Annotated in this window: 26 protein-coding genes; 12 read left to right on the top strand and 14 right to left on the bottom strand. The window is 62.1% G+C overall.

Annotation, left to right across the window (positions count from 1 at the left end):
* Nucleotides 1–72 precede the first annotated feature (72 nt).
* A complete protein-coding gene (locus RS694_RS14490) occupies nt 73–687 on the top strand; it encodes a 3'-5' exonuclease (protein ID WP_029709085.1) in 615 nt (204 codons plus the stop codon).
* Here the strand turns inward: RS694_RS14490 and RS694_RS14485 are convergent.
* Nucleotides 684–1,301, bottom strand: a complete 618-nt coding sequence (locus RS694_RS14485; RefSeq protein ID WP_029709084.1) for a pyridoxamine 5'-phosphate oxidase family protein — start codon at nt 1,299–1,301, stop codon at nt 684–686. The genes RS694_RS14490 and RS694_RS14485 overlap by 4 nt on opposite strands.
* 138 nt (nt 1,302–1,439) lie before the next feature.
* Between RS694_RS14485 and RS694_RS14480 the strand changes: the two genes are divergently transcribed.
* Nucleotides 1,440–2,339 carry a LysR family transcriptional regulator gene (locus RS694_RS14480; protein ID WP_029709083.1) on the top strand — a complete coding sequence of 300 codons (900 nt, stop codon included), beginning with the start codon at nt 1,440–1,442 and terminating at the stop codon, nt 2,337–2,339.
* Between the two features lie 5 nt (nt 2,340–2,344).
* On the opposite strand, the gene RS694_RS14475 is transcribed toward RS694_RS14480, so the two are convergent.
* A complete protein-coding gene (locus RS694_RS14475) occupies nt 2,345–2,800 on the bottom strand; it encodes an Lrp/AsnC family transcriptional regulator (RefSeq protein ID WP_029709082.1) in 456 nt (151 codons plus the stop codon).
* A gap of 129 nt (nt 2,801–2,929) precedes the next feature.
* Between RS694_RS14475 and RS694_RS14470 the strand changes: the two genes are divergently transcribed.
* Nucleotides 2,930–4,477 (top strand): aminotransferase class V-fold PLP-dependent enzyme, encoded by a 1,548-nt coding sequence (locus RS694_RS14470; RefSeq protein WP_029709081.1) that lies wholly within the window; start codon nt 2,930–2,932, stop codon nt 4,475–4,477.
* A 51-nt stretch (nt 4,478–4,528) separates the two neighbouring features.
* Here the strand turns inward: RS694_RS14470 and RS694_RS14465 are convergent, their stop codons facing one another.
* Genes RS694_RS14465 through RS694_RS14455 form a run of 3 tightly spaced genes read right to left on the bottom strand, consistent with a single transcriptional unit; the run spans nt 4,529 to nt 5,671 of the window.
* The gene (locus tag RS694_RS14465; protein WP_029709080.1) at nt 4,529–4,777 is read right to left on the bottom strand and encodes a hypothetical protein; all 249 of its coding nucleotides are present in this window, start codon (nt 4,775–4,777) and stop codon (nt 4,529–4,531) included.
* Nucleotides 4,778–4,809: 32 nt separating this feature from the next.
* Entirely contained in the window at nt 4,810–5,061 is a 252-nt protein-coding gene (locus RS694_RS14460; protein ID WP_037248061.1) for a hypothetical protein, read from the bottom strand.
* 4 nt (nt 5,062–5,065) lie between these two features.
* A complete protein-coding gene (locus RS694_RS14455) occupies nt 5,066–5,671 on the bottom strand; it encodes a DUF938 domain-containing protein (protein ID WP_029709078.1) in 606 nt (201 codons plus the stop codon).
* 272 nt (nt 5,672–5,943) lie between these two features.
* Here RS694_RS14455 and RS694_RS14450 point away from each other — a divergent pair, with 272 nt between their 5' ends.
* Together RS694_RS14450 and RS694_RS14445 are read left to right on the top strand one after the other, a co-directional pair.
* The gene (locus tag RS694_RS14450; protein ID WP_029709077.1) at nt 5,944–6,810 is read left to right on the top strand and encodes a hypothetical protein; all 867 of its coding nucleotides are present in this window, start codon (nt 5,944–5,946) and stop codon (nt 6,808–6,810) included.
* A gap of 59 nt (nt 6,811–6,869) precedes the next feature.
* Nucleotides 6,870–8,342, top strand: a complete 1,473-nt coding sequence (locus RS694_RS14445) for an RNB domain-containing ribonuclease (RefSeq protein WP_029709076.1) — start codon at nt 6,870–6,872, stop codon at nt 8,340–8,342.
* A 12-nt stretch (nt 8,343–8,354) separates the two neighbouring features.
* Here the strand turns inward: RS694_RS14445 and RS694_RS14440 are convergent, their stop codons facing one another.
* Entirely contained in the window at nt 8,355–9,461 is a 1,107-nt protein-coding gene (locus tag RS694_RS14440; RefSeq protein WP_037248057.1) for an MBL fold metallo-hydrolase, read from the bottom strand.
* 151 nt (nt 9,462–9,612) lie between these two features.
* Between RS694_RS14440 and RS694_RS14435 the strand changes: the two genes are divergently transcribed.
* Together RS694_RS14435 and RS694_RS14430 are read left to right on the top strand one after the other, a co-directional pair.
* Nucleotides 9,613–9,888 (top strand): hypothetical protein, encoded by a 276-nt coding sequence (locus tag RS694_RS14435; protein ID WP_029709074.1) that lies wholly within the window; start codon nt 9,613–9,615, stop codon nt 9,886–9,888.
* A 73-nt stretch (nt 9,889–9,961) separates the two neighbouring features.
* On the top strand, nt 9,962–10,708 hold the full coding sequence (locus RS694_RS14430; RefSeq protein ID WP_029709073.1) for an NYN domain-containing protein: 747 nt from the start codon (nt 9,962–9,964) through the stop codon (nt 10,706–10,708).
* A gap of 4 nt (nt 10,709–10,712) precedes the next feature.
* Here RS694_RS14430 and RS694_RS14425 read toward each other — a convergent pair whose 3' ends face one another.
* Together RS694_RS14425 and RS694_RS14420 are read right to left on the bottom strand one after the other, a co-directional pair.
* Nucleotides 10,713–11,861 carry a YbdK family carboxylate-amine ligase gene (locus RS694_RS14425; protein ID WP_051392050.1) on the bottom strand — a complete coding sequence of 383 codons (1,149 nt, stop codon included), beginning with the start codon at nt 11,859–11,861 and terminating at the stop codon, nt 10,713–10,715.
* Nucleotides 11,862–11,869: 8 nt separating this feature from the next.
* Nucleotides 11,870–12,082, bottom strand: a complete 213-nt coding sequence (locus RS694_RS14420) for a hypothetical protein (RefSeq protein WP_029709071.1) — start codon at nt 12,080–12,082, stop codon at nt 11,870–11,872.
* 304 nt (nt 12,083–12,386) lie between these two features.
* Between RS694_RS14420 and RS694_RS14415 the strand changes: the two genes are divergently transcribed.
* The gene (locus RS694_RS14415) at nt 12,387–12,740 is read left to right on the top strand and encodes a MerR family transcriptional regulator (RefSeq protein WP_029709070.1); all 354 of its coding nucleotides are present in this window, start codon (nt 12,387–12,389) and stop codon (nt 12,738–12,740) included.
* A 56-nt stretch (nt 12,741–12,796) separates the two neighbouring features.
* Nucleotides 12,797–13,402: an NAD(P)H-dependent oxidoreductase gene (locus RS694_RS14410; protein ID WP_029709069.1), complete on the top strand. Its 606-nt coding sequence runs from the start codon at nt 12,797–12,799 to the stop codon at nt 13,400–13,402.
* Here RS694_RS14410 and RS694_RS14405 read toward each other — a convergent pair whose 3' ends face one another.
* The 4 genes from RS694_RS14405 to RS694_RS14390 form a co-directional block, all read right to left on the bottom strand.
* Nucleotides 13,403–13,618, bottom strand: coding sequence for a hypothetical protein (locus tag RS694_RS14405; protein ID WP_029709067.1), 216 nt, complete (start codon nt 13,616–13,618; stop codon nt 13,403–13,405). It lies immediately after the preceding gene.
* Nucleotides 13,619–13,720: 102 nt separating this feature from the next.
* A complete protein-coding gene (locus RS694_RS14400) occupies nt 13,721–14,782 on the bottom strand; it encodes an alkene reductase (protein ID WP_029709066.1) in 1,062 nt (353 codons plus the stop codon).
* Nucleotides 14,783–14,923: 141 nt separating this feature from the next.
* Complete coding sequence (trxC, locus tag RS694_RS14395) at nt 14,924–15,364, bottom strand: thioredoxin TrxC (protein WP_029709065.1); 441 nt, start codon at nt 15,362–15,364, stop codon at nt 14,924–14,926.
* 146 nt (nt 15,365–15,510) lie between these two features.
* Nucleotides 15,511–16,329, bottom strand: a complete 819-nt coding sequence (locus RS694_RS14390) for a substrate-binding periplasmic protein (protein ID WP_152528880.1) — start codon at nt 16,327–16,329, stop codon at nt 15,511–15,513.
* 204 nt (nt 16,330–16,533) lie between these two features.
* Between RS694_RS14390 and RS694_RS21035 the strand changes: the two genes are divergently transcribed.
* From RS694_RS21035 to RS694_RS14375, 3 genes are read left to right on the top strand one after another with little or no spacing between them, the layout of a single operon-like run.
* Nucleotides 16,534–17,142 carry a cold shock domain-containing protein gene (locus RS694_RS21035; RefSeq protein ID WP_029709063.1) on the top strand — a complete coding sequence of 203 codons (609 nt, stop codon included), beginning with the start codon at nt 16,534–16,536 and terminating at the stop codon, nt 17,140–17,142.
* A 49-nt stretch (nt 17,143–17,191) separates the two neighbouring features.
* Complete coding sequence (locus tag RS694_RS14380) at nt 17,192–18,130, top strand: M14 family metallopeptidase (RefSeq protein WP_029709062.1); 939 nt, start codon at nt 17,192–17,194, stop codon at nt 18,128–18,130.
* A 1-nt stretch (nt 18,131) separates the two neighbouring features.
* Nucleotides 18,132–19,331, top strand: a complete 1,200-nt coding sequence (locus RS694_RS14375) for a toxin-antitoxin system YwqK family antitoxin (RefSeq protein ID WP_029709061.1) — start codon at nt 18,132–18,134, stop codon at nt 19,329–19,331.
* A gap of 65 nt (nt 19,332–19,396) precedes the next feature.
* On the opposite strand, the gene msrA is transcribed toward RS694_RS14375, so the two are convergent.
* Both msrA and RS694_RS14365 read right to left on the bottom strand, forming a co-directional pair.
* Nucleotides 19,397–20,143 (bottom strand): peptide-methionine (S)-S-oxide reductase MsrA, encoded by a 747-nt coding sequence (gene msrA / locus RS694_RS14370; RefSeq protein ID WP_081708696.1) that lies wholly within the window; start codon nt 20,141–20,143, stop codon nt 19,397–19,399.
* A 226-nt stretch (nt 20,144–20,369) separates the two neighbouring features.
* Complete coding sequence (locus RS694_RS14365) at nt 20,370–21,485, bottom strand: DNA alkylation repair protein (protein ID WP_029709059.1); 1,116 nt, start codon at nt 21,483–21,485, stop codon at nt 20,370–20,372.
* Nucleotides 21,486–21,493: the final 8 nt, after the last annotated feature.

Below are 21,493 nucleotides of genomic sequence, written 5' to 3'. Positions count from 1 at the left end.
GCACAGCAGCACCTGGGGTGCTGTGGGCGCGCTAAAAAGCCAATGTTTGGCAGGTGGGCGATGATACGCCCCATGCAAGCCCACCCCATTCAGCACCACCCCACGCCCGACAAAGACGCCATTGCCCTGCTGCCTGCTTTTGAGCGGCTGGGGCTGGACCGCATCACCCTGGTGACCACCGGCACAGACGCCCGTGTGGCCTTTTCCGCGCTCACGCAGGCCAAGGCCTGGGGCTTTGATACCGAGTCCAAACCCACCTTCAAAGTGGGCGAAGTGTCCGACGGGCCGCACATTCTGCAGCTGTCCACGCCCGAGCGGGCCTGGGTGTTCCAGTTGCACCAGCCTGAATGCCGCGCTGTGGCGGCCGAGCTGCTGGCACTGGGCGGTATTGCCAAGGCCGGCTTTGGCCTGGGCGATGACAAGAAACGCATCATCCACAAGCTGGGCATCGAGCCGCAGGGCATTCTGGAGCTCAACACCATCTTCCGTGAGCGCGGCTACCGCAAGGACATGGGCGTGAAGGGCGCGGTGGCGGTGCTGTTCAACCAGCGCTTTATCAAATCCAAGAAGGCCGCCACCAGCAACTGGGCCAATGCGCGGCTGACCGAGGCGCAACTGGTCTACGCCGCGAACGATGCGTATGCGGCGATTCGTGTCTACAACGCGCTGGGCCTAGCGGGCAGCTAGGTCGTACCGCGTAGCTGCTGCAACGCAGTTTCCAGTTCGCGGATGCGCGCGTCGCGCACGTCCAGTGCCGCCTGTACATCCGCCGCCTCAAAGCGCACCGGAATGTGCTGGGGGCAGTTGGTGTCCCAGGCACTGACGGTGAACAGAATCACCTGTTCGGCGCGTGCCTTGTAGCCCTCGGGCATGAGCCGCTCCACCAAAGCCGCGTCACCTTCCACCACGCGTGCCTCGCCCCATATCTTGATGCGCTGGCGGTGCGCGTAGTCCATCAGGAAAAGGTGCGCCTTGGCGTTCTCCGCCAAGTTGCCCGCGCTGATGTATTGCTTGTTGCCAGCGTAGTCCACAAAACCAATGGTGTGCTCGTCCAGCACACGTAGAAAACCGGCCGGCCCGCCGCGGTGCTGGATGTAGGGTTGGCCTTCTGCATTGGCGGTCGCCATGTAGATGCTGGTTTGCGTCGCCAGAAAATCGGCCAACTCCGGCGTGATGCGACTCTCCCACGCACCGCTCTGCTCCATGCGTGCATAACCGTGGCGCGAACCCTTGCGCGTCTGGATGGCCTTCACCGTGTCGGTGAAGGCCACGTCGCTGGAAAACCTGTGTACTGCGTTCATGGTGATTTCCTTGGAAGAGGTCGATCAGTTGGCCGTCATGATTTGCAGCGCATCGACCCACGGACGGACTATATTTAATTCGTTGAAATAATAGAATCATCAAAAATTCAAATTAACTATTCCATTTATTGGAAGAATATGGACCATTTCCACCTTGTCTCGGTGTTTGTGGCGGTGGTGGATGCCCAGGGCTTTGCGGGTGCGGCCCGCAAGCTGGGCATGTCGCCACCGGCTGTCACGCGGGCCATCAATGCGCTGGAAAGGCACCTCGGCCTGCATCTGCTCACACGTACCACGCGCACAGTGCGCGTCACCGATGCGGGTGCGCGTTATGCGCAGGACTGCCGCCGCATCCTGGCGGAACTGCGTGAGGCGGACGAATCGGTCAGTGGCCTGCACGCCGCACCGCGCGGGCGCCTCACCATCACCGCCCCGGTTCTGTTTGGCGGCATGTATGTCACGCCGGTGGTGACGGAGTACCTCACGCGCTATCCACAGGTCACGGCTACGTGCCTGTTTCTAGACCGGGTGGTGAATTTGGTGGACGAAGGCGTGGATGTGGCCGTGCGCATCGGCGCCTTGCCAGACTCCACCCTGCAGGCCATCCAGGTGGGGCAAGTGCGCCGTGTCATCTGTGCCGCGCCCGGTTATCTGGCCGAGCACGGCAGTCCGGCAAGCCCGGATGATCTGCACCGCCACACCATTATTTCTGCCAACGACATCACGCCCCACCCTGAATGGCGGCTGCGCAAAGACGGTGTGCCGCACAGCGTGCGTCTGCAGGCGCGCATGACCACCACGACCAACGATTCCGCCATTGCCGCTGCCGTGCACGGCTTTGGCGTGGCCCAGCTCATGTCGTACCAGGTGGCGGAGCACCTGCGCGCCGGGCGGCTGCGCACGGTGCTGACCGCGTTTGAGCCCGAGGCCTTGCCCATCCACGTCTTGCACCGCGAGGGTCGGCATGCGCCACAGCGCGTACGTGCGTTTCTGGACTTGGCTATTGCGCAGTTGCGCGCCGATAGCGGCCTGCGCTGAGGGCTTCAGACCAGCGGCAGCGCCGTGGTGCTTTTGATTTGTTCCATTGAAAATGCGGACGACACACCCGCCATCTCGGCCAGGCTGATGAGCTTTTTGTAGAAGCGGTCGTAGCCGTCAATGCTGGACGCCACCACCTTGAGCAGGTAGTCGATATCGCCGCTCATGCGGTGGAACTCCTGCACCTCGGGCAGGGCGCTCACCACCGCGGCAAAACGGGCCAGCCATTTCTCGTCGTGCTGCCCGGCGCGGATGCTCACAAATACGGTGACCGGCAAGTCCACCTTGTAGCGGTTGACGATGGCCACGCGCCGCTCGATCACGCCTTCGTCCTCCAGCCGCTTCACGCGTTTCCAGCACGGCGTGCTGGACAAGCCCACCTGCGCGCCCAGCTCCGCCATGGACAGTGTGGCGTCACGTTGCAGGGCATCGAGTATTTGCAAATCCAGACGATCAAGCATTTTGTTCTATTGAATGTATAAAAATAGAAATTTCATGCTCTATTGTCTGCGAATTGGATGAAATTTGGAATGCGTTTGCACAGCGCGCTTTCTACACTTGTTGGCAACCCCGCCATCCAAGCCCACGCCATGTCCCAAGCCATTTATCTCGACTCCAACGCCACCACCCATGTGTTGCCCGCCGCTATTGCTGCCGCCACGCGTGCGATGGCCGAGCAGTTTGGCAACCCCAGTAGCAGCCACTCCACTGGCATTGTGGCCAAGGCCCTGCTGGACCAGACCCGCGCCACCGCCGCGCAAGTGATTGGTGCGGGCGAAGGCCATGTGGTGTTCACCAGCGGCGCGACCGAAGGCATACAGACTGCGGTGCTGTCCGCGTTGCGCGCCATTGGTCAACGCCGCACACAAGGTCAAAACGTGGGCCACTTGCTGGTCTATGGCGCCACCGAACACAAAGCCGTGCCGCAGGCACTGGCACATTGGAACGAGGTGCTGGGCCTGGGGCTGGAGTTGCGCGCGTTACCCGTCAACGCACAGGGCCAACACGATCTCCATACGCTGGCCGCTTGGCTGCCGGACACCGCACTGTTGTGCACCATGGCGGCGAACAACGAAACCGGCGTGGTGACTGACCTCACCGCTATCGAACAGCTCTTGAACGGCATCCACAGCGAAACCTTCTGGCTGGTCGACTGTGTGCAGGCGCTGGGCAAGCTGGGGCTGGACCTGCAAAGCAAGCGCATCGACTATGCGCCGTTCTCCGGCCACAAGCTCTACGCGCCCAAAGGCATTGGCATGCTCTACGTGCGCCGCGGCGCACCATTCACACCGCTGATGGCGGGCGGCGGGCAAGAGGGCGGTCTGCGTGCCGGCACGGAAAACATGCCCGGCATTGCCGCGCTGGGCGCAGTGCTGCAGGCATTGCAGCAGGGCGATACGTTTGCCTCGCACGACACGCTGCGCGGCTATCGGGACCAACTGGAGCGCAGCCTGCGCAATGCCTTTCCTGCCATTGAATTCAACGCGCCGCTGCCGCGCAGCCTGCCCACCACGCTGAATTTCTCGGTACCTGGCTTGGCCAGCAAAACCATGCTCGATGTGTTGGATGCCGCAGGTCTGCGTGTGAGTGCAGGCAGCGCCTGCAGCGCGGCCCAATCTGCGCCCAGCTATGTACTGGAGGCGATGGGCTTGCCCGCATGGCGCACCACCTCAGCGGTGCGTCTGTCGATTGGGCCACTGGTCAACAGCGCATTGGTAGACGCGGCTTGTGAGGCAATCGCCCAGTGCGGCGCAGCGTTGCGAGCCATGCAGTCCGAGGAGGGCACAGGCATTCCCGCGGCGGCACCCTGCAGTGCCCACGATGTGGCCGAGATGACTTTGCAGTGGACGGAACTGGACGCTTATCTTTCGGCCCACCCCGGTGCGCGTCTGCTCGATGTGCGTGAGAGTACAGAGCACCAAGTGAGCCAGGGTGTGCAGCATGGCAACTGGTCTGCCGAAAGCGCACCGCTCAGTGCCTTGGGGGCACTGGCACCGCAGTGGATGGCATCGGGTGCAGCCCCCGTGGTGCTGGTGTGCCGCAGCGGCAACCGCAGCCTGAAGGCCGCGCAGTGGCTGCGCAGCCAGGGCTATGTGCACGTGCGGCATGTGCACGGGGGGCTAGCGCTGCGCCCCTAGCCCCCGCGCTCCGCCGCTGGCGCGGGTTGCCCCTAGCCGGATGCCTGGTGTTTAGTGGGTCACGAACTCGTACGCCACGGCTTCGCTTTCCACCATGTCGAGGATGTCGTTGAGCACGTCTTCGTCTTCTGTACTGCTCCAGGTGTCTTCGGGGTCTGCGGTGAACAGGGGCTCGATGGCTACGTCCATGAACTGGCCGTTGGGCAGCTTCAGCACGGGGGTGCCTTCAGAGGTCTGCGCAATCTCCCAGTCATCGGGAACGGACATTTCGAGCTGGATGGTGACGTTGAGTTTTTTCATTCTGGTTTCCTTGGGTAGGCGGGGCGGCGAGCTTAACCGATGCCGGGCAATGCGGGCCCCAGCCGGGCATTGACGGTTTCTGCATCGGGCGCGGTGAACTCGGCGTTGTGCTGGTCGGTGAGCGGTCCACCGCCGGGCTCTAGTGCGCCGTTGGCGTCGTAGCCCACGGCCTTGAACTTCCATACATCGCCAATGCGTTTGAGGTTGCCCACATGGGCACCGTCTGCCAGGTGCACGCCCACCACGTTGGCATTTACCGGGCGAAGGTTTAGCGGTGCATGCATTGCATCAACCCCTTTCCCAGACCAACAGCAGGTTGTTGGCGGGCATGGCATGGCGTGCGCTGAGCCTCAGACCCGCTGCCGCCGCTTGTTGCGCCACATCACCCAACTGTCGTATGCCCCAGCGCGGGTCGTGCGCGCGCAGGCTCTGGTCGAAGTCCAGATTGCTTGGCGTAGGTGTCACATCGGCTTCAAAGTAGGGGCCGTAGGTAACCAGCTTGCCGCTCGGTGTCAGGTGTGTCGCCGCGCCTTGCATCAGTGCGCCGCACGCATCCCATGGCGCGATATGCAGCATGTTGAGGCACAGGATCAAATCAAACGGGGTGTCCTCCAGTTGCCAGGGCGTCTTGCACACGTCCAGTGGCAGGGCCACGTTCACATTGGCCAGGTCCGCCTCTGTGGCGCGCACCTCGATGTTGTAGAGCGCACCGCTGTGCACCTCGGTGGGCTGCCAGGTCCACAGCGGCATGTTTTGCGCAAACCAGACCACATGCTGACCGGTGCCTGAGGCAATCTCCAGCGCTGTGCCTTGGGCAGGCAAAAAGGTCTGCAGCACTTCCAGAATGGGTTGCTTGTTGCGCTCGGCAGAGGGGCTATGGTCGGGTTGGGCCATGGGGTGGGTTGAGTGGGTGACGTGCCATCGTTATTTATATATTTCCAAATGGGTTTGCAATAGGCACTGGGTGTTATATCGTTCGGGGCCTTGGGCGCAATAGCCGGGTACTCATTTTCAAAGGAAATCGTGTGACTAAGAACTGTTTTAGCGACTTTCGGGAGCCCGGCGGCGTCAAGCTGAAAGGATTTACATCGCCTTTCAGGCGCATTGCCCATTCGGCGCGTGATCGGGTCAAAACCTATAGCCCCGGATTGAGGCAGGAAACAGCCGTGGCCGCATTGAACAACATCGGCCAGGCGGGTGGCTTGTTGGGCATGGGGGCGGGTATTGCGGCCATCGCTTCCTCTGCAGCGGCGGGCACAGCCTTTGTCATGGCCGTGGGCGGGCCACAGGTGGCGGTGACTGCCGGTGTTCTGGGCTTGGCGCTGATGCTGCGAGAGGCCTACTCGAACCGCGAGAAGCAGCACGAAAAGCTGATCCCCTATGTGTGGAGCCTGATCGATGACGAGCCGCCCAAGATCAATATCCATGCGTCCGGTCAGTCGGGACATCTGGACATGGCTGCGAACCACGCGATTTACCTCATGAAAGAGGCCGACGCCCAGTTTGAAGGCATGGGTCGCAAGCTCAGTCTGGCGGAGGGAAAGTTTGAGAAGTTCATGGACAGTTATGGCGTTGCCATCGATCTGCTGATACGTAACGATCCGGGCAAGAACAAATGGATCGGAGCGGTGAAGATGGAAGGATGGACTGCCGAGCGCAAGAAGGCACCTCCCGCTCAGCAGGGTTTTTATGACCACCATGTCCTGGAAGCGCTGGAGTCATTCAACCAGGCCAAGATCAATTCGGAAAAAATGTGGGCCGAGGCGTGTAAACAAGGCAACCCGATATTTGAGTTCATGCGCCGCCTGTCCCATGTGGGTAATTATTTCCAGTGCGCGCAGATCATCAATGTCGCCACCTACACCAAGCTGGGTTCTTCCACCCGCTGGAACACCACAGATCCGCTGCTCCAATGGACCGGCACCACCTATTACCGTGAACGGCTCAAGAAAATTTCCGAGATGAAGAAGCTCGCCGAAGACAACTACGCAGAATACGAACTGTTTGTGCAGAGGAACGGCATCCACTATTGACGCAGTGACCGGCGCACCCGACGTCTGCGCCGGTTGAGGGCTCAGGTATATATTGCCCCATGCCCTCCCATCACCCCCACCAACGTAGCGACCTGGTTCGCATTGCCACCCATGCCATGGCGGAGCGCGGGCTGCGGCCCGAGTTTCTGCCCGCGATAGAGCGCCAGTTGTCAGGCATCACCGGCCCCGGTCAGGAGCAGGGGGCCAGCATCCGCGACCTGACCGCCTTGTTGTGGTGCTCCATCGACAACGACGACTCGCGTGATCTGGACCAACTCACCGTCTGTGAAGTGCTGCCCGCAGGGGCCGTGCGCCTGTACGTGGCCATTGCCGATGTGGATGCGCTGGTCAAGCCGGGCACGCCGATTGACGAACACGCCCGCACCAACACCACCTCGGTCTACACGTCGGCGCGCATCTTCCCCATGCTGCCTGAGCGCCTGTCCACCGACCTGACGTCACTGAATCCGCATGAGGACCGTCTGGCCGTGGTGACTGAAATGGTGTTCAACGCAGACGCCACACTGGCGGGCTTTACCATCTACCGCGCCAAAGTGCGTAACCAGGTCAAGCTGGCGTACGACGCCGTGAGCGCATGGCTGCTTGGTACAGGTGCACTACCTGCCGTAGCGGCAGCCATACCTGGCATGGATACGCAACTGCGCACGCAAGACGCCGTGGCCCAGCAACTGCGCGTGCGCCGCCACTCCGATGGCGCGCTGGAGTTTGAGACCTTCCAGCCGCGTGTGGTGTTTGAGGGTGAACGTGTGGCCGACATCCAACTGCAAGCGCACAACCGCGCGCGCCAGTTGATTGAAGAGGTGATGATTGCGACCAACACCTGTACCGCGCGCTACCTGGCCTCCCAAGGGGTTGCATCACTGCGCCGCGTGGTGCGCTCGCCCGACCGCTGGTTGCGGATTGTGGCGGTGGCCAAGGAGTATGGCGATGTCTTGCCACTGGAGCCCGACTCCAAGGCGCTGGAAGACTTCCTGGCCAAACGCCACCGGATCGACCCGCTGCGTTTTCCCGATCTGTCGCTGGTCATCGTCAAGCTCATGGGCCGCGGTGAGTATGTGCTGGAGTCGCCCGGTGGCCCGCCCATCGGCCACTTCGGACTGGCGGTCAGCGATTACACGCACTCCACCGCGCCCAACCGCCGTTTCCCGGACCTCATCACGCAGCGCCTGGTCAAGGCCGCGCTGGTCGACCAGCCATCGCCGTATTCCCATGCCGAGCTGGGTGCATTGGCCGAGTACTGCACACGCCAGGAAGACGCGGCGCAAAAGGTGGAGCGCCAGATGCGCAAGTCAGAAGCGGCGCTGCTGCTGGAGTCGCGCATTGGCCAGCACTTCGACGCCATCGTCACGGGTGTGGCCGCAGACGGCGTCTGGGTGCGCCTGTTCAACCCGCCCGCCGAAGGCAAGGTGGTGGGCGGTGCGACATCGCTCCAGGTGGGCAACAAGCTGCGGGTGCAATTGGTGTCGGCCAATGTGGAGCGTGGTTTTATCGACTTTGTGACCAGCGCCTAAGCGGCGTGCCCGTCATTTCGCAGGCAGATACCAGGGCAGGTTTTGGAATGGCTGGCCAAACTCAAACTTCTCGCCTGCACGCGGCGTTACCACCTGCACGCCCTGGGCCTTGGCTGCTGCCAATGTGCGCACCACGGGCTCGGCCCATGCGTGGTACGCCAGGTTGAACGTGGCCCAGTGCACCGGCAGCAGCGTGGTGGCGCCCAGGTCTTGCACTGCGGTAATGGCGGACTCGGGGTTCATGTGGATGTCCATCCACGTGTCGCCATACGCACCTACCTTGACCAGTGCCAGCTCCGGCGCGCCCAGCTTCTCGCGAATGGCCTTGAAGTGGCCCGCGTAGCCGGTGTCGCCGCTGTAGTACATCGAATGGGTGGGGCCCTTCACCATCCAGGATGCCCACAGCGTGGAATTGTTCATACTGGTACGGCCCGAGTAATGGCGCGCTGGCGTGCAGTGAATGGTCACGCCCTTGAAGCTGGCTTGTTCCCACCAATCCATCTCATGGATCTGGGCCGCAGGCACGTTCCAGCGCTCCAGATGCGCACCAATGCCCAGGCCGACAAAGAAATGCGTGCCACCCTGTGCGAGTTGCTTCACGGTGTCCATGTCCAGATGGTCAAAGTGGTCGTGTGAAATGACCACTGCGTCAATGTTCTTCCATTGCGCCAATGGCAGCGGCACCGGGTGCATCCGCTTGGGGCCGACGAACTGGACCGGCGATGTGCGTTGTGAAAACACCGGGTCGGTCAGGATGCGCACACCGTCTATCTCAACCAGCGCACTGGCATGCCCCAGCCACCAGGCGCGCAGGCCCGGTGCCGCGGGTGTGGTCAGTTGCGCTGCCGTCATGGGGACTACCGGTACGGGAAAGCCGGGTTCGCGCACCTGTTCGCCCAGGTAGTCGTGCAGCTCGCGCCGCAAGGACATATCACTCACGTAAGGTGGGGTGTTTTCAAAACGGCCGTTATGGAACTGGGGCGAAGCCTGCATGCGTGCCAGTCGCGCGCCCTCAGCGACGCCGCCAAAGCCGGGCAGGCGAAAGACCAGCCAGGTGAGCAGGCCTAGTACCAGGGCCAATACCAGCAGCGCTTTGGCTAGCGTTTTCCAGCGTTTCATGGGTGTTTTTCTCTTGCAATAGTTCTGTGTCCAGAAGAAGTCTGAGGCTGATGGCAGACATGGACTGTGGTTATTAGGGTAAACCCTTGAATGAATCTAGGGTTTACCCTATACTGCACTGCAACATGACCGAGTTTTACAGGAGTCCCCTATGAGCAGCACCACTTTGAACGCACTTTCCCTTCCCCAAAAACAGCAACCCACCGTGGGCGCCTCGGTGCACGCCTTGTTGGTGGCGGGTCGGGATCTGGTTTCTGCCATCTGGTTCACCGCTTTCGCCCCAGCAGCCGTCTCTGCGGAAGCCAAAACCGTATTTCAGGAAGCCGAAGAACTGCGCGCCTTTGCGTCCACCTTCCAACGCACTGACCCTGGCTTTGCCAGCGACCTGTTCGCCGCGGCTGACCGCCACGAATCCGGCGCGGTCTAAACCCGTCCCGAAGCCCCGGTAGCCGGGCCGGCTGCCGCCCCTGTACGATGGTGCAACTACAGGGGAGGTTGCCATGGCTACCAATACCAACCAGAAGCTCGCTGTCCTCATCGACGCAGACAACGCACAGGCTTCTGTCATTCAAGAACTGCTGGCCGAGGTGTCGCGTTATGGCACCGCCACCATCAAGCGCGCCTATGGCGACTGGACCACGACCAACCTCAAGGGTTGGAAAGAGGTGCTGCACACCATGGCTATCCAGCCCATACAGCAGTTCAGCTACACCAGTGGCAAAAACGCCACCGACTCCGCCCTCATCATCGACGCCATGGACGTGCTGCACACCGGCAGCGTGGATGGCTTTTGTCTCGTTAGCAGTGACAGCGATTTCACCCGCCTGGCCACCCGCATCCGCGAGGCGGGGTTGGTGGTCTACGGTTTTGGCGAACGCAAAACACCTGAGCCCTTTGTGGCCGCATGTGACAAGTTCATCTACACCGAAATTTTGCGCAACGAGCCTGAAGAAGCCAAGCTCGGCCACGAGCCCGTGGCCGAGCTGCCCAAGCTCAAGCCCATGCTGCTCAACGCGCTGAACGCCATCGCGCGTGAGGATGGCTGGACCACACTCTCAGCGCTGGGTAGCCAGATTACCCGCAGCAATCCCGCTTTTGACCCGCGCAACTACGGTGTCTCCAAGCTTGGCGAACTGATCCGCCAGCAGGCCGCGTACCTGGAAGTCAAGGAAGTGAAATCGGGCGAGGGCGATGCGATGCAGACGCACCTGCACGTACGCCGCAAGGCCGCCACCTCCAAGAGCTAACGCATTAATGCAGCGGCGTGAAAAGCCGCTCGCTGAGCACGCGCGAGTTTTCTGCCAGACCGTGCATCACATCGCCGTTGGGGTTGTCGTTGGCCACGGTGTCTGCACGCACCTGGCGCATCACTGCGCAGTCCTGTACGGTATCGCAGTGCGCTTGCAGGGCGTGGATGTGTTGCAGGTCGGATTCGGACACGGGCGTATGCGCGATCCTGTCCACCAGCTCACCGAGCCATTGCCGCACCGGCATCCATGTCATGCTGAACGGGTTGTAGAGCGTGGCGTCCATGCCATCGCGGCAGGCCAGAAAGCGGCTCACCCGTTCTGCGGTGGGCGGCGTCGCGTCGGGTGGCAGCTTTAGTTCTCCACGCAGCACGAGATCAGCGCAGCCACGGGTGAACGCGGCCAGCGCCACGGCCTTGTGCACGGACAGCGGGGTGTCAAACACGCGCACTTCCACGGTGCCGAACTCGGGCTTGGGCCGCACATCCCAGTACACGTCCTTGAGCGAGGAGGCCAGCCGGGTGGAGAAAATCTCGGCGGTGGCCAGCTCAAACTCCAGCCAGTTTTTCATGCGCGGCATGCTGCCACCGTGCGGGTACAGCAGCGACTCCAGCGGGCGCGAGGCACAAAAGCCCGTGTCCGCCAGTTGCAGGAAGGGTGACGCGGCAGAGAGCGCAATAAACAACGGCACCGTCGCTTGCAGCGCATTGCCCAGCACGATGGCCTCGTCGGCACTGGGCACACCAATGTGTACATGCATGCCGTAGGTGGAAAAACGTTTGGGCAAAAAGCCGAACTTGCTCTCCAACTCCGACGCGCGCGGCGTGGGTGCCATGGTGTGTTCGTTCCAGAACTGCGTGAGCTGCGTGCCGCCACCGCGGATGTCCAGCCCCATGGGCTGCGCAATGTCGCGCAGCGACTGGGTCAACGCCACGATCTCGTCTTCCATGGCGTCTATGCTGCTGTGCACGGACGAATTCAACTCAATGGTGGACAGCGTCGCCTCCAGCGCAAAACGCTCGGCGTTGTCCCTGCACTCCAGCACGTTGCGAAACGCCAGACTGGACGGCGACAGCAGCCCGGTCTGGGTATCGATGATCTGAAACTCCAGCTCCATGCCCATGGTCAGGGCGTCGGATTGTGCGAACTGCATGGGCGCTGTTACTCCAGTTCAATCTTGTGGTCGTGCACGTAGTCGATGAACTCCGTGATCGGTATGGCCGTCAGACCGGCTGCGCCGTTGTCTTCTTTCCAGCTCAGCGTGGCACTGTCGGGTGCGATATCCACCTCCACCGGGCCGGGCGGTATTTCCTGCAGGGCGCCCTCTCCGGGGCGGTAGGTCACGTGGTCGGTAACGGTTGCTTGTTGTGACATGGCGTGCTCCTCAAAAGTGATAAAGGTTCAAGGGGGCGCTGTGGCGCTACGGAGTTCCATTTCACCCGCGTTGCGCACGGCTGTCTGTCAGACAACTTCCCGTTTACAAAATTTTCGAGTGCACCAGTCAACCGTTCTTATCCCTCGGCTTGATACGGTTATTTGCATAAAAATAGGCCTGCAGCCCTTATGGAATATGCGTAAGCAGCTATCAAAAGAGTAGCAATTCCTTGTTGGATAAGTAGCGTGTAGAACCCGCTAAAGTCGCAGCAAGGGCTCACATTCATGGCCCAAAGGAACACGTGTGTATATCGGTGAGTTAGCCAAACGCGCGGGCGCGACGCCCAAAGCCATTCGCCTCTACGAAGCCATGGGCCTGCTGGGCCGCGTGACCCGCATGGGGGCCTACCGCATCTACACCGAACAGCACGTCACGCAGGTACGACTCATCAAACAGGCGCAGGCCATGGGCTTCAAATTGGCTGATGTGGTGCCGTCCATGCAGGGCAACCGGATGGAGCCCCACTGGGCCACGCTGGCCGACCAGGTGGAACAGCGCCGCGTCCATATTGCAGAAGAGATCGTGCGGCTGCAGCAGCTTGATGTGCAGTTGCAGGAAATCAACATCGAGATACGCGCCTGCGCAGAAGTGGCTTGACTCTGCCCTTGGGGGCAGACTTAAGGTGAGGGCTTCTCAACCCAACAAGCCTCTTCATGCCTTCTCGCACTGCGCCGCAAAACATACTCGTCATTCTGGGCCATCCGTCCAACACCAGCTTCAGCGCGGCATTGGCCGACACCTATGCAGAGGCGGCAGAGGCCGCTGGCCACCACGTTCGCGTGTTGCGCCTGGCCGATCTGCAGTTCGATGCCACCCTGCACGGCAGCAACCCGCACCACCAGGCGCTGGAGCCCGACCTGCGCGCTGCGCAAGACAGCATCGCATGGGCGCAGCACATTGCCTGGGTGTTTCCGGTGTGGTGGGGCAGTGTGCCTGCGTTGCTCAAGGGTTTTCTGGACCGCGCCTTTGTCTCGGGCTGGGCCTACCAATTCAACAAGGGATCTGCGTTCCCGGTGCCCTTGCTCAAAGGGCGCACTGCGCACCTGCTGGTGCCCATGGACACGCCGCCCTGGTATTTCCGCTGGGTCTACCGCATGCCAGCTATTCACCAGATGAACAAGGCCACGCTGGCGTTTTGCGGCATTCGACCGGTCAAGACCTTGATGCTGGGGCCAGTCATTCACTCCACGCCTGAACAGCGCGAGAAGTGGTTGCACAAGGCGCGTACGCTGGCGGCGTCACTGCCGCACGCGGGCTAGTTAGCTGTCCAGCCGGATCTTCTTGTCCTGCACGTATTTCTTGAACTGCGTGAGCGGGATGGCCGTGAGGCCGGCGGCGCCGTTGTCGGCGGTCCAGCTCAGCGTGGCGCTGTCGGGTGCGAGGTCGACTTCGACCGGGCCTTTGGGGATGACCAGCGGCGCGCCGTCTCCGGGGCGGTAGGTTACGCGGGCAGTCACGGTGGCATGTTGGGTCATGGTGGGCTCCTGAGGTTGAAGTCCATTACATGCCCAACAGGCGCCGCCGTCTGTCAGACAAGCACCCGTGTGCCTGTCTGACAAAGGCGCCCGTGCCCAGGCTTACGCAGCCAGTGCGGGGTAGTCGGTGTAACCCTTGGCGCCCGGTGTGTAGAAGGTTTCCGCATCCGGCTTGTTCAGCGCGGCTTTGGTCTTGATACGTGCAGGCAGGTCCGGGTTGGCCAGGAAGGCAGTGCCAAAGGCCACAGCGTCCAGCTTGCCTGCAGCGATTGCCGCTTCGGCTTCGTCGGCGCTGTAGCCCATGTTGCCGACCAGCACGCCCTTGTATTTCTCGCGGGCAATCGCCAGCACGTCGCCCTTTTGCACGCCAAAGAAGTCAGCGCGCATCACGTGCAGGTAGGCCAGCTTGAATGCATTGAGCTTGTCGGCCAGGAAGGTGATCAGCGCCAGTGGGTCGCTGTCCTTCATGCTGTTGTAGCTGTTCAGTGGCGACAGGCGCAGGCCCACCTTGTCCGCACCAATGGCGGCGGTCACGGCGGTCAGCACTTCAAACAGGAAACGTGCGCGGTTCTCCAGCGATCCGCCGTAGCCGTCGGTACGCTGGTTGGGGGTGTCACGCAGGAACTGGTCGATCAGGTAACCATTGGCGCCGTGCACTTCCACGCCGTCAAAACCGGCAGCAATCGCGTTCTTCGCGCCCTGCGCGTAGGCCGCCACGACGGCGGTGATTTCGTCGGTGGTCAGCGCACGTGGCACGGCCTGGGCAACCTTGCCCTTGGGCGTATGGGTTTCGCCTTCAATGGCGGTGGCGGAGCTGGAGACGGTCTCCACACCTTCGTTCATATCGGGGTGTGCGGCGCGGCCGGCGTGCCAGATCTGCATGAAGATGCGTCCGCCCTTGGCGTGCACGGCGTCGGTCACCTTCTTCCAGGCGCTGATCTGCGCTTCGTTGTAGATGCCGGGTTCGTTGATGAAGGCCGACGTACCGGGCGCCACCATGGTGCACTCGGTAATCAGCAGGCCGCCGGTGGCGCGCTGGCTGTAGTACTCGGCCATCAGGTCATTGGGCAGATGGCCCGCGTCTGCACGTGCACGCGTGAGCGGCGCCAGCAGGATGCGGTTGGGCAGGTTGACGGCGCCGGCTTGGATGGGTGTGAATAACATGGTGTTGAAAGCTCAGGTTGGTTAAAAGAAGGAGAGGGGAGGGGAATGGGGGTGAAGGTAGCAGCCGGTGAATACATGGTCCCCGGCAGGGTTACTGCAAAGTACGGTATAGCCTAATGACAAGGGCCTGCATTAAACGTTTCAGCGCGGTGTGTGTTGCTGCACCCAGCGCACGATGTCGCTGGCACCCATGGCACCCGCCTGGCGGGCGACCTCGCGGCCACCCACAAACAGGGCCAGCGTGGGAATGCTGCGTATCTGGTAGCGCGTGCCCAGCGCCTGCTGCGCCTCGGTGTCCACTTTGGCCACGCGCACGCGCGGCTCCAGTTGGCCCGTGGCCTGCACATAATGCGGCGCCATCTGGCGGCACGGCCCGCACCACGGCGCCCAGAAGTCCACCAGCAGCGGTATATGGTTGCGTTGCAGGTGTTTGTCAAACGCCGCCACGTCCAGGTCCACCGGCTTGCCGGTGAACAGCGGCTGCTTGCAGCTTCCGCAATCGGGCGCACTGCCGAGCTGGTCGGCGCGCACGCGGTTGGTGGTGTGGCAATGGGGGCAGACGATGTGCAGGGCTTCGCTCATCCGATCCAGATGGTGGCGGGCGGGGCGGTTTGCAAGTGTGCAGCCTCTATTTCAAGCGCAAATTACCTGCAACCCGCGTGGAATATGCGCAAGCAGCTATTAAATCTATAGTAAATGATGTGCCGTGCGGCAGCGGGCCTGTCGCTTCAGAGCACGTCTGGCGCAAACTGCATCAGCTTGTCCGCTGTGTCCTTACCCGCGTACTGGGTGTAGATCTTGCGCAGCGTGCCGTCGTCTCGCATTTGCTGTAGCAGCGTGCGCCATTCCTGCACCTGGGGGCGGGTGAAGTGTTTCTTGGCGAACAGCATCGCCCGCGGCACGCTTTTGTCGGTGGGGAACCAGTCGCTGGCAATGCTGTACTGCGAGACATCGTGTTTGGCCCGGTACACACCATCCAGCGGATAGACCGGCATGGCGGCAAAGCGGTTGATCTGCAGCATCTCGTACATCGAGGTTATGGGCACCTCCACCACGCGGTTGCGCTGGCGCAACTCGTCCAGGAAAGCGTCCATCGCATCGCCGTGCGCAAAGGTGCGGGCCGCGGCAAACTTCAGCGACTCGTCCTTCAGGAACTCTTCTTTCGTTTTGGGGAAACGCCCGTTCACGCTGCGCACCATCACCTCGGCTTTCAGACCGAAGTAGTTCACAGCCCAGGCATAGACGTCGCGCTCGTCGGTGCGTATGGCGCTGCCCGTCATCATCAGATCGCCACGCTCCAGTTCCAGCCAGATGCGCGCGCGTGGACGCACCGAAAACTCAAAGACACACTTGCTGCGCCGCGCCAGTTCCTCCATGACCGCCTTGTCGATGCCGTCATTGGTTTTCTCGCTGTACATCAGCCCGCTCTCGAAGAACGCAAACGTGATCGGCCTGGCCGGGCACACAGGCGCAGCCCAGGCCACACTGGTGGAGCCCAACAACACAGTCGCTAGCCACCGGGTCCACACGTTTCGGGGGAAATGCATCAAGGGTTTTTGCCGCTTTAGTTCTTAAGCATTATGGGGACATAACTGCCCGCCGCTTTGTTTCACAGGGGCGGGAATTCCCTTATGCCGACGCACCGCATTGAGATGCTTTGGGTTGCATCGGAGCCGCCCCAATGACCTCCTAGAATGCAATGAACAAATACACAACACGGCGCCTGACGCCCGTGCCAAGGGAGCGGATACATGAGCCAAGCACGCTATACGGGCAAACTAAAGAAGTGGAATCCCGAACGAGGCTTTGGCTTCGTCGTTGCCGATGATGGCGGGCAAGACATCTTCGTCCACATCACAGCGTTCCCCCGCGATGGGTTGCAACCCGCCGAGGGTGAGTCGCTGAGCTTTGAGGTGGAGCCCGACCGCAGCGGCAAGAGAAGTGCGGTGCGTGTGCACAGGCCTGGCAGCTCTCCGCACGAACCGGCGCACAGGCCCAAACTCGCCACCGGACGCTCTGCCCGCACTAGCGATAAATCAAGCTTTGCCAGCACCCTCATCAGTCTTGCGCTGATCGTGGCTGTGGGATGGTTTGCCTACAGCCGATACGCCAATCGGGTGGTGCAGACGGAGGCTGCGGCGCAAGCAGTGAAGCCCCCCACATCTGCTCCTGCGCCTGTTTCGCTGTTTGAATCTCCACAACCGGCACCCGCCAGCTTCACCTGCGATGGGCGCAAGTACTGTTCTCAGATGACGTCGTGCGAGGAAGCAAAGCGCTTCCTCAAGAACTGCCCCGGTATGGAGATGGATGGAGACAACGACGGCATCCCTTGCGAGCAGCAGTTGTGTACTGGCGGCTAGCTCCTCACCATAAACTCTTGGTTTTTCTCACCACACTAACCCGCCACCCATGAGCACTCCCCACTTCTATTCCATCGGTGCCCCCGGCCAGCCTTGGGGCGACACAGAGCGCACGCTGTGGCGCGCGCGCCAGGTGCGCCAACGCAGTTATGCAGACGATGTGTTGACGGCGGTGGAGCGCTTGCGGGACCGCTTTGACGTGGAAAGTTATGGCAAGGTGAGCTACGCGGATGCGCAGCACCCGGTCGAGAAGTTTCCACTCATGGCCCTGCGCAGCCGTGGATGGAAGAACAGTTTGCCCACCGTGCTGGTCACCGGCGGTGTGCATGGGTATGAGACCAGCGGTGTGCATGGCGCCTTGCGCTTTGCCGAGACACAGGCCGCGGCGTACGCGGGCCGTGTGAACCTGCTGGTCGCGCCCTGTGTGAGCCCCTGGGCCTATGAGCGCATCCAGCGCTGGAACTTTGACGCGCTGGACCCGAACCGCAACTTCCGCGCGGACAGTCCCGCGCAAGAGTCCGCCGCACTCATGCGCCTCATCGCTCCTCTGCACGGCCAGTTTGCCGCCCATATCGACCTGCACGAAACCACCGACACCGACGAATCCGAATTCGGCCCCGCACGCGCCGCGCGCGACGGCAAGGCATTCGAAGCCCATGGCATTCCCGACGGCTTCTACCTGGTCGACGACACGGCCAATCCGCAGCCTGCGTTTCAGCAAGCCATCATTGAGGCCGTGGAGCGCGTGACGCATATTGCCCCGGCCGATGCAAAGGGCGGCATCATCGGCTCACCTCTGGTGGCGCACGGCGTCATCCACTACGCCATGAAAGAACTGGGCCTGTGCGCTGGCATCACCGATGCGCGTTACACCAGCACCACCGAGGTCTACCCCGACAGCCCCCGCGCCACGCCCGAGCAATGCATCGCTGCCCAGGTGGCAGCGGTGTGCGCCACGCTGGACTTTGTTTGCCATGAAAGCCTTTGACATGCCATTCACCAAAAACACTTTTCCCCGTCGTGCCGCCTGGGCCAGCCTTGCTGCACTGTCGCTCTGGACCTGCCAGGCTGCCTATGCCGTGCAGGACTGCGAATTCAATGGCCAGAGCATCAACACCAACAACGGGTCCGAGACCGCGGGCAAGACCGGCATGGTGCGCTGCAAAGACCGCGACAGCGGCAAGACCGAGCGCGAGTACGAGCTGCGCAACGGCGACAGCGTGGGCCTGAGTCGCTATTTCCGCGACGGCAAGCTCTACAAGGAATTCACCGTCACCTCCAACGGCCCGCACGTGGGCCTGGAGCGCGAATGGGCCGCCAACGGGCAACTGGTGCATGAATTCACCAACGTGAACGGCAACGCCCGCGGCCTGCGCCGCCAGTGGTTTGACGATGGCAAGCCGCGCAAGGTGGAGTGGATTGCGGACAACGAACGCGAAGGTGCCGCTGTGGAATACCACGCCAGTGGCCAGCTCGCCAGCCTGCGCTGCGGCCCCAAGCCGCTGCTACTCCCCCATGTGGACGACGGCAAGCTGTGCGGCTTTGGCGCAGCATCCACCATCAACCTGTACTCATCCAAAGGCGAGTTGCGCGAGACCAGCGTGCTGCTGGCTGGTGTGGAGCAAAAATCCACGCGCTTCTACAGCAGCGGCAAGCCTGAGCTGGAAGAAGAACTGCAAGGCACCCAAAGGCGCGAAACCTTTTACGCAGAAGACGGTGGCAAGCGCCGCGAAAAGCGCTGGGACGTCTCCACCCGCCCCGCGCTGCTGCTGCGCGAGGCCGAGTTCCACGCCAGTGGCACCCTGGTACGCGAGCGCAACTTCACGGTCACCGAGGCCAATGGCCGCAAACGCAGCCGCCTAGCCAACGAGTCACGCTTTTACCTGAACGGTCAGCCGCAGAGCAAAGACGTCTACACGCTGGACGGCACCACCGAGCTGCGCGACAGCCAGAGCTTCAACGACCAGGGCAAGCTGCGCCAGCAGGGCCGCTACGCACTGGACGGCCGCTATGGCGATCGCCCCGTGGGTGTGCACCAGTTCTGGTTTGCCAACGGCAAGCTGGAGGAGGAAGACACCTATGACAGCAAAGGCAATGTCGCCCGCCAGAAGGTGTGGGACGAAGCGGGCAACCTGGTCAGCGACGACGAGCTGTTTGAAGACGGTTCGCGCAAGGCCTATAAAAAGTAGCCAAATCGGCCTCTAGCCCCCGTAGAGTCATCGCAGGACGCTACTAACTTGATAGCAAGCCGAGTTTACGGAACCAGCACCGGTTGCGCACGGTACACCGCAGGCAGCAATGCCTGCAGGTTGGCAATCTTGGGCCGGTCGAACTGTGCGATGTAGCCCGACTCGGGGTGTAGCGTGGCGTAGTTCTGGTGGTACGCCTCCGCAGCATAAAAGCCCTGCAGCGGTGCCAACTGCGTCACGATGGGCGAAGGAAATGTTTTGGCACTGCCCAACTGCGCCATGTAGCGCTCGGCCGCCAGTTTGTGGGCGGGCGTGGTGTAAAAAATAGCCGACCGGTACTGTGGCCCCACGTCGGGATACTGGCGGTTGAGTTGCGTGGGGTCGTGCGCCACAGAAAAGAAGATCTGCAGCAGCTGCGCGTAGCTGATCTGCTTGGGGTCAAAGCGCACTTGCACCGCCTCGGCATGCCCGGTGCCGCCGCCACTCACCCTGTTGTAGTCCGCGTCCCCCGCACTGCCACCCGCATAGCCTGACACAGCGCTGAGCACGCCCTGCGTGTGCTGAAACACCGCCTGCACGCCCCAAAAGCAGCCGCCTGCAAACACCGCTGTTTCGCTGGTCTGTGCAGCAGGCGTGACGGCGGCCAGTACCTCGGCCGATGGCGCGGGCAGCAACACGGCTTTTTCCGCTTTGGCGGGGGAGCTGATGTTGATCAGTCCCAGCACCAGCACAACGCCGACCAGCAAAAAGACGGTCTTGCCTAGCGAAGAAGAAAGTGAAGAGCGCTTGTTGGACGCAGGTGGGGTTTTCATCATGTGCTCCTTGGGTTGCGGTGGCGTGCCCATTGGTCGCCCAACCAGGCTGGACCTTACACCGCCCGCATTAAACCTGCTGCGCCAGGATGTTTTTGCAGGCCGCGTCGGCCTAGCGCGGGTAGCGCGCCCATTACGAGTGAAATTGGCCTCTAGCCCCCGCGGATATTGCGCGACAAGCTATTAAAAAAATAGCAAATTCATTGCGCCAGTGCGGCGCGTGGCGTCAGCGTGCCGCCAACTTAAAACTTCCCAGCGGCTGCGCGCGGCCGTTGAGGATGGCTTCTACCTGGTGTACGCCGGGGTAGTGTTTGCGCGTGGTCATCTCGGCCAGCGATATCTGCTTGCCCACGCGTTGGGTTTCGTGCGCGGCCAGGTCCAGCGTCTTGAGCTTGAATACCTTGGCCCGCGCCTGGCCATTGGCCTTGACGTAGTGCACCGCAAAGTCCACCAGCACGCGCTGGGGTTGGGCCGTGCTGTTGGTCACATCAAAGGCTACCGCCAGCGTGCCGCCGATCACCGCGCGCTGGGGCGTGATGCTGTGCTGGCATATCGCCACGTCGGCAGCCCCACCAAAGCCCAGCGCCGCCAGCGCACCGGCCTCGCCGCGCTTCACCGCGGAGCGCAGCGCGTGCTGCACGATCCAGCGGCGCTCGGGCGTGGCTTTGCGCAGCCAGGCCTTGGCTGTGTTGGCCAGCAGGGCAGGGTGGTCCTTGCCAATGTCGTTGAGGTTGTTGGCCACCGATCGGCGCACATACAGTTCCGGGTCGTCCTTCAAGCGCTCCAGCAAGGCCAACACTGGCGTCGGGTCGCGCTGGAAGGCGGGCAGGCGTGACGCCCAGGGCAGCCGCGGCCGCGTGCCCTCGGACACCAGGCGGCGCACATGTTCGCTCGGGTCACGTGTCCATTCCATCAGCTGCGCCAGCGTGGCCTCGGGGTGTTTCTGCAGAAACGGGCGGATGCTGAATTCGGCGGTAAAGCGCTGCGTGAGCGCGTGCTGTGCCTGCATGGACAACTCAAAATGCCCCAGCCCAAACTCCGCCACAAACGCCGTGTGCGGCAGGTACAAAAATGACCCCAGCGACAAACCCGGGTCACGCCCGTGCGGGCGTTCGGCCGATGCCAGCAAGATAGGCAGCGCCTGCGCATAGTCCTGCGGCAAATGCCGCTGCAGGGCCCGTGCAATGTGTTTGCCACGCGGCATCAGCGCCAGCGCGTCGTAGCCGGTCAGCGCGTCGTGCAGAAACGCATCCACCGGAAAACGCTTGTGCACCGCCGCCACCATGCGGGCAATCGCTTTGGGCACATCGGGGCCGTATTGCGTAACCAGGGGTTCGGCCATGGGGCGTG

This window comes from Rhodoferax saidenbachensis, assembly GCF_001955715.1.
Classification (GTDB): domain Bacteria; phylum Pseudomonadota; class Gammaproteobacteria; order Burkholderiales; family Burkholderiaceae_C; genus Allorhodoferax; species Allorhodoferax saidenbachensis.
The sequence above is the reverse complement of the archived record's forward strand: the minus strand, read 5'-3'. Positions and strand labels throughout refer to the sequence as shown.

Coding starts and splice junctions, on each gene's coding strand:
- RS694_RS14490 (WP_029709085.1), top strand. CDS start 73: ATGCAAGCCCACCCCATTCAGCACCACCCCACGCCCGACAAAGACGCC.
- RS694_RS14485 (WP_029709084.1), bottom strand. CDS start 1,301: ATGAACGCAGTACACAGGTTTTCCAGCGACGTGGCCTTCACCGACACG.
- RS694_RS14480 (WP_029709083.1), top strand. CDS start 1,440: ATGGACCATTTCCACCTTGTCTCGGTGTTTGTGGCGGTGGTGGATGCC.
- RS694_RS14475 (WP_029709082.1), bottom strand. CDS start 2,800: ATGCTTGATCGTCTGGATTTGCAAATACTCGATGCCCTGCAACGTGAC.
- RS694_RS14470 (WP_029709081.1), top strand. CDS start 2,930: ATGTCCCAAGCCATTTATCTCGACTCCAACGCCACCACCCATGTGTTG.
- RS694_RS14465 (WP_029709080.1), bottom strand. CDS start 4,777: ATGAAAAAACTCAACGTCACCATCCAGCTCGAAATGTCCGTTCCCGAT.
- RS694_RS14460 (WP_037248061.1), bottom strand. CDS start 5,061: ATGCATGCACCGCTAAACCTTCGCCCGGTAAATGCCAACGTGGTGGGC.
- RS694_RS14455 (WP_029709078.1), bottom strand. CDS start 5,671: ATGGCCCAACCCGACCATAGCCCCTCTGCCGAGCGCAACAAGCAACCC.
- RS694_RS14445 (WP_029709076.1), top strand. CDS start 6,870: ATGCCCTCCCATCACCCCCACCAACGTAGCGACCTGGTTCGCATTGCC.
- RS694_RS14440 (WP_037248057.1), bottom strand. CDS start 9,461: ATGAAACGCTGGAAAACGCTAGCCAAAGCGCTGCTGGTATTGGCCCTG.
- RS694_RS14435 (WP_029709074.1), top strand. CDS start 9,613: ATGAGCAGCACCACTTTGAACGCACTTTCCCTTCCCCAAAAACAGCAA.
- RS694_RS14430 (WP_029709073.1), top strand. CDS start 9,962: ATGGCTACCAATACCAACCAGAAGCTCGCTGTCCTCATCGACGCAGAC.
- RS694_RS14425 (WP_051392050.1), bottom strand. CDS start 11,861: ATGCAGTTCGCACAATCCGACGCCCTGACCATGGGCATGGAGCTGGAG.
- RS694_RS14420 (WP_029709071.1), bottom strand. CDS start 12,082: ATGTCACAACAAGCAACCGTTACCGACCACGTGACCTACCGCCCCGGA.
- RS694_RS14410 (WP_029709069.1), top strand. CDS start 12,797: ATGCCTTCTCGCACTGCGCCGCAAAACATACTCGTCATTCTGGGCCAT.
- RS694_RS14405 (WP_029709067.1), bottom strand. CDS start 13,618: ATGACCCAACATGCCACCGTGACTGCCCGCGTAACCTACCGCCCCGGA.
- RS694_RS14400 (WP_029709066.1), bottom strand. CDS start 14,782: ATGTTATTCACACCCATCCAAGCCGGCGCCGTCAACCTGCCCAACCGC.
- trxC (WP_029709065.1), bottom strand. CDS start 15,364: ATGAGCGAAGCCCTGCACATCGTCTGCCCCCATTGCCACACCACCAAC.
- RS694_RS14390 (WP_152528880.1), bottom strand. CDS start 16,329: ATGCATTTCCCCCGAAACGTGTGGACCCGGTGGCTAGCGACTGTGTTG.
- RS694_RS21035 (WP_029709063.1), top strand. CDS start 16,534: ATGAGCCAAGCACGCTATACGGGCAAACTAAAGAAGTGGAATCCCGAA.
- RS694_RS14380 (WP_029709062.1), top strand. CDS start 17,192: ATGAGCACTCCCCACTTCTATTCCATCGGTGCCCCCGGCCAGCCTTGG.
- RS694_RS14375 (WP_029709061.1), top strand. CDS start 18,132: ATGCCATTCACCAAAAACACTTTTCCCCGTCGTGCCGCCTGGGCCAGC.
- msrA (WP_081708696.1), bottom strand. CDS start 20,143: ATGAAAACCCCACCTGCGTCCAACAAGCGCTCTTCACTTTCTTCTTCG.
- RS694_RS14365 (WP_029709059.1), bottom strand. CDS start 21,485: ATGGCCGAACCCCTGGTTACGCAATACGGCCCCGATGTGCCCAAAGCG.